The 5,895-nt window shown below is 73.3% G+C and carries 4 protein-coding genes; all 4 read right to left on the bottom strand.

Annotated elements, in window-relative coordinates; translation table 11 throughout:
* Positions 1-2,769: efflux RND transporter permease subunit (locus ACVMYR_RS32980; protein WP_457123684.1), on the bottom strand; the 2,769-nt coding region annotated here is incomplete at its 3' end.
* A 162-nt stretch (positions 2,770-2,931) separates the two neighbouring features.
* Positions 2,932-3,609: a response regulator transcription factor gene (locus ACVMYR_RS32975; protein ID WP_077937295.1), complete on the bottom strand. Its 678-nt coding sequence runs from the start codon at positions 3,607-3,609 to the stop codon at positions 2,932-2,934.
* Entirely contained in the window at positions 3,606-4,802 is a 1,197-nt protein-coding gene (locus ACVMYR_RS32970) for a sensor histidine kinase (protein WP_457123683.1), read from the bottom strand. The genes ACVMYR_RS32975 and ACVMYR_RS32970 overlap by 4 nt, the downstream gene beginning before the upstream one ends.
* 157 nt (positions 4,803-4,959) lie before the next feature.
* On the bottom strand, positions 4,960-5,895 hold a 936-nt coding region (locus ACVMYR_RS32965), incomplete at its 5' end, for a carbohydrate-binding protein (protein ID WP_457123682.1).

The raw sequence follows: 5,895 nt of genomic DNA, 5'->3' as shown, positions 1-5,895 counted from the left end.
CGACACCAGCAGGATCAGCGTCTGGCGGATGCTGCGGAACACGCCCACCAGGATCAGGAACACCAGGGCGATCGCGGCGACCATGGCCAGGATGAGCTGCGAGAACGCCTCGCTCTGGTCGGCGGTGACGCCGCCGATCTCGTAGCTCGCCCCGGCCGGCAGGGTGAGGGTCTCGAGCTTGTCGGTGACGGCGCTGCTGGCCGCACCCGTGTTGTCGCCGACCGGGGTCGCGGTGACGGTGTTCGTCCGCTCGCCGTCGACGTGGGTGCGCTGCACCGGCCCGTCGATGCGGCTGACGGTGGCGACCTGGTCCAGGCGTACCGTGCCGGTGCCGGCGGGCAGCACGAGCGCCTTGACCTTGGCGAGGCTGTCCGGCCCGGTGTCGGCCGTCCGCACGAGCACGTCGCGCGGGGCGCCGTCGAGCGTGACCTGGGTGACGGTGGTCCCCTCGACGGACTGCCGCAGCGCCGAGACGATCGCGCCGGTGGTCAGCCCGGAGCGGGCTGCGGCCTCGCCGTCGGGCACGATGCTGATCTGTGGCGCGCTCTCGCTGAGGTCGCTCTCCACGTCGGTGACCTGCGAGACGCCGGTCAGGGCCTCCTGCACCTGCCGGGTGGCCTGGCTCAGGGCCTGGTCGTCGTCGGCCTGGATCGACACCGAGATGGTGCTGTCGCCGCCGGGCCCGCCGCCGCCGGGGCCGCCCCCGCCGCCGAGCTTCAGCTCGCCCGCGTCGGTGATGTCCGCGATCCTGTCCCGCACCGCGTCGCTGACCGTCGCGCTGTCCGCGCCGTCGGCCAGGTTGAGGGTGTACGAGACGTTGTTGGCGGTACGCGAGCCGAAGAACCCGCCGGACGACCCGATCACCACCTGGTACGACTCCACGCCGTCGACCGAGGCGAGGACGCCCTCGACCTTCTTCGCCGCGGCGTCGGTCGTCGCCAGGTCGGTGCCGGCCGGCAGGGTCTGGGTGACCCCGATCGAGTCCTCGCCGGAGTCGCCGAGGAAGGTGGTCTTCAGGCCCCCGGCCATCACGACCGTGGCGGCCAGCAGGGCCACCGCCCCGGCGAGCACGGTCTTGCGGTGGCCGACCGCCCAGCGGATGACCGGCAGGTAGACGCGCGGCAGCAGGCCCTGCCGCTCGCGTTCCTCCACCCGGGCGCGATACTCGTCGGCCGGCACGCCGGCGGCGTCCGCGGGCGCCTTCAGGAACCAGTAGGCCAGGACCGGGACGACGGTGAGCGACACCAGCAGCGAGGCGAGCATCGCGGCGGAGACGGTGATCGCGAAGGAGCCGAACAGCACGCCCACGAACCCGCCGACCAGCGCGATCGGCAGGAACACCGCCACGGTGGTGAGCGTGGACGACGTGACGGCGCTGGCGACCTCACGGACGGCGGACAGGACCGCCGAGCGCCGGTCCTCGCCGTAGCCGAGATGGCGCTTGATGTTCTCCAGGACCACGATCGAGTCGTCCACGACGCGGCCGACGGCGATGGTCAGGGCGCCGAGGGTGAGGATGTTCAGCGAGTAGTCGCGCAACCACACCGCGATGAGCGCGACGAGCAACGACAGCGGGATGGACACCGCGGTGACCACGGTGGCGCGGGCCGAGCGCAGGAACACCACGATGACGAGGATCGCCATCAGCAGGCCCAGGGCGCCCTCCTCGACGAGGCCGTTCACCGCCTTCTTGACCCCGGGCCCGGAGTCGGAGACGACGACGAGCCGGGCGTCGTCGCCGAGCGCGGCCTGCAGCTCCGGCAGCTGGTCTCGAACGTCGTCGGAGATCTCCGGGCTGCTGCCGCCGTGGTCCATGGTGAGGGAGATGCCGAGGCTGGGCTTGCCGTCGGTGCGGGTGATCGACGTGACGGGGGCATCCGTGAGCGCCACGGTCGCGACCTGCTTGAGCTGCACGGGCTTGCCCGAACCGGCACCGGACGGGGCCGCGGCCGCCGGCGCGGGCGCGGCGGCGGGGCCGCCCGGTCCGGCCGCGGGGCGGCCGGCGGCGGCCGGGCTGCCGGCGGACGCGGCCGGCGACAGCCACATGTTCTGGAGCTGGCTCAACGACGTGACCGGCTGGCCGATGGCCAGGCTGAGGTTGCGCCCGTCGGAGGTGATCTGCCCGGCCGACGAGGTGCCACCGAGGGCGCCCAGCGCGGTGACGATCGACTGCGTGCTCAACCCGGCCTTGCTCAGGGCGGCGGTGTCCGGCGTGACGGTCACGATCTGGTCGCGTACGCCCGAGATCGCGACGTCGTTGACGCCGTCGACCGCCCGCAGCGCCGGCACGACCTTCTCGTCGAGGGCCGCGGCGAGCGCGTGCTGGTCACCGCCGGAGGTGGCGGCCAGGACCATCGTCGGCAGGTCCGCGGTGCTGCCGGTGAGCACCTGCGGGTCGACGCCGGCCGGCAGCGCGGAGGAGATCTTGGAGACGGCCTGCTCGACGTCCGTGGAGGCCTGGTCGATGTCGCTGTCGAAGGAGAACGAGACCATCACCTGCACCGAGCCCTGCTGCGAGGTCGAGGTCGTGCTCTCGACCCCGTCGATGCCCTCGACGGCCTTCTCGATCGGGCCGGTGACCTGCTCTTCGACGACTTCGGGCGCGGCGCCGGGGTAGCTGGCGACCACGGTCACGGCCGGGAAGGACAGATCGGGCAGCAGCTGCTGCTTGAGCGACGGGATCGCATAGATCCCTAGGGCGACGAGGAGGACGGTGAGCAGCGCCACCAGCCTCCGGTTCGCGAGACTGACCCGGGACAGGAACAACACCAGCGACCTCGCTCGCGGCTAGACGATTCGGTGGCGCGCAGGGCGCCTGGCGAAAGTCTCCGGGCGGAGGGGTCCCGTTGGCATCGTCCAGCTGCGGTCGGTCCACTACCACAAATGTGGTATTCCGACCCACCGTCGTACCGCCGCGGGAGGGCGCGTCCCCTACGGGGTGGCGTCCCCGGGCCTGACCAACCCGCTCTGGTAGGCGACCACGACCAGCTGCGCCCGGTCCCGTGCGCCGAGCTTGGTCATGGCGCGGTTGACGTGCGTCTTCGCGGTGGAGGGCGCGAGGTGCAGCCGGGTGGCGATGTCGTCGTTGGACAGGCCGAGGGCGACCAGGGCGAGGACCTCCCGCTCCCGGTCGGTGAGCACGTCGAGCACGGTGGTGTCCGGCGGCGGGGCGGGGTCGCCGCTGGTGAGGAACCGGGCGATCAGCGCCCGGGTGGCCTTCCCGGACAGCAGCGCGTCGCCGCTGGCGACGGTCCGGATCGCCTCGATCAGTTCGGTGGGGGTGGCCCCCTTGCCGAGGAACCCGCTCGCCCCGGCCCGCAGCGCTCCCAGGACGTACTCGTCGAGCTCGAACGTGGTCAGGATGAGCACCCGCACCCCGGCCAGGTCCTCGTCGGCGGTGATGAGCTGCGTGGCCTGGAGGCCGTCGACCTCCGGCATGCGGATGTCCATGACCACCACGTCGGCGCGCGCCGCGCGGGCCAGCCGGACCGCCTCGCGGCCGCTGGCCGCCTCCGCGACGACCTCGAGGTCGGGCACGGATTCGATGATGCCGCGCAGGCCGGTGCGGATCAGGGCCTGGTCGTCGGCGAGGAGCACGCGAATGGTCACGGGGTGCCTCCGGGGCGTGCCGTGCTGGGCAGCACGGCGCGGACGTGGAACCGGCCGGCGCCGGCGGGCCCGGCGGCGAGGCTGCCGCCGACGGCGACGGCGCGTTCGCGCATGCCGATCAGGCCGTGGCCGGTGGGGTCCGACCGCTGGTGGCCGGAGCCGGTCGGGTTGTCGACGTCGATGACAAGGTCGTCGGGGCGGTATTCGACCCGCAGGCCGGCCGCGTCACCGGTGCCGTGCTTGTGCGCGTTGGTGAGCGCCTCCTGCACTATCCGGTAGGCGGCCTGGTCGATCGCGGCGGGCAGCGGCCGCGCCGGGCCGACCTGCTGGTGCTCGACCCGCAGGCCGGCGGCGGCGACGGAGTCCAGCAGCTCCCCGAGCTGCGCCAGGCCGCGCACCGGTTCGGTGGGCGCGTCGGCGTCGCCGTTCTGCCGCAGCAGGGCGAGGATGGTGGCCAGTTCGTCGAGCACGGTCCTGGCCGCCTGTCGCACGTGTGCCACCGAGGCCGCCGCCTGGTCGGGCCGGGTGTGCACGCTGTGTTCGGCCAGCCCGGCGTGCACGTTGATGACGGCGATGTGGTGCGCGACGACGTCGTGGAGGTCACGGGCGATCCGCACCCGCTCCTCGGCGACCCGACGGCGGGCCTCCTCCTCGCGGGTCCGTTCCGCGCGGCGGGCCCGCTCCTCGACGGCGGACACGTACGCGCGGCGGATGCGGGCGGCGTCGCCGATCGCGGTGGCCATGCCGATCCAGGCGGCCACGCCCAGCGGCGGGCCGAGCCAGCCCTCGCCGGTCCAGGCGACGGCCGCGCCGTACACGACGACCGCCGCGCCCCCGCCGGAGAGCCAGGCCGTGGGTCGGTTGGTGTGCGCCGCGACGGTGTAGGCGGCGACGGCGGTCACCACGAGGAAGGCCGGGGGTTGCCCGCCGGCGGCGACGGCGCCGGCGGCGAGCAGGGCCGAGACGGCGAGGACGGGCAGCGGCCACCGGCGGCGCACCAGCACCAGCGTGAAGGCCGCCCCGGCGGCCAACGCGTCGGGCCAGGCCAACGGGCGGCCCTCGGTCTCCCCCGGCCGGCCGACGAGCGTCATGACGAGGATCAGCGCCGCGACGGCCGCGCCGAGCAGCGCGTCGCGTGCGCCCGGGTGCGTCCGCCACCAGGCCGGCGACTGGTGAGCGCCCGGTTCGTCCATGAAGATCACATTACCGGGCGGCCCGGCCCACCAGCGTCTGCCGAGCGTGGTACGCCCACCTACCGCAGCCGTGGTAGCGGACGGCGGGCGCGGGGTGCCCCGGCAGGGCCGGCGCGGAAGATCAGCGCCGACCCCACCGGGGGCGGGTCCCAGGCCGTCAGGCGCGGGACCACTGCATGCTGGTCGCGGAGCCGCAGGTGCGCTGCTCCAGGGCCGCGCCCGGGGTGGTCGAGCCGCCGACCACGTTGAGGCACTTGTTGCTGTTGAGGTTGACCAGCTGGTAGTAGCCGTCGCCGGTCGACCGCCAGGTGAAGACCTGGTTGGCCCCACCGTGGCAGGTGTACTGGACAACCCGCGCGCCGTCCGCGGTCGAGAAGTCGAGCACGTCGGCGCACTTCCCGCTGTTGACGCTCTGGAGGGTGACGTTGCCGTTGCCGGCGTCGTTGAACCGCCACTGCTGCCAGGCGTTGCCGTTGCTGGTCCACTGGCCGATGACGGCCAGGTCGTTCAGGTTGGGCGACTGCACGTCGATGACCTGTCCGCTGTTGCGGTTGGTGACGCGGTAGGACGTGGTGGTGCCGGTGCCGGCGGTGAACTGCCACCAGTCGAGGTTGAACAGGTCGCCGCTGCCGCCGGTGAATCGCAGGTAGAGGTCGCGGGTGCCGGTCGCGCCGGTCACCGCGCACGACGTGTTGGCCCAGGTCTGCCAACCCCCGGTGCCCGCGACCCGGCAGGTCCCGACGAGGGGCCCGGTGGTGCTGTCCAGCCGCACCTCGATCGTGCCGCCGCTGGTCGCCGACGCGGTCCGGGCGGTGAACGAGGCCGCCCCGGTGCCGAACGCGACGCCCTTGACCTTGATGTAGTCGCCGTTGTTGATCGACCACACGTTCTGCGTGCCGCCGCTGGCGGGTTGCGTCTCGACGCCGACGGACCAGGCGATGGTCTCGGCCTCCTGCCGCACGTACGGGTTCAGCGTGCCCACCTGCGGGGCCCCCGTCGTGGTCATGTTCATGCTCGGGATCGTGCCGTCACTGTTGTAGGAGAACTTCTCCACCGCCACCGACCTGGTGAAACCACCACCACCCGGCAACGC

It is taken from the genome of Micromonospora sp. PTRAS2 (assembly GCF_054052245.1).
This window is presented reverse-complemented; position numbering and strand designations above follow the sequence as displayed.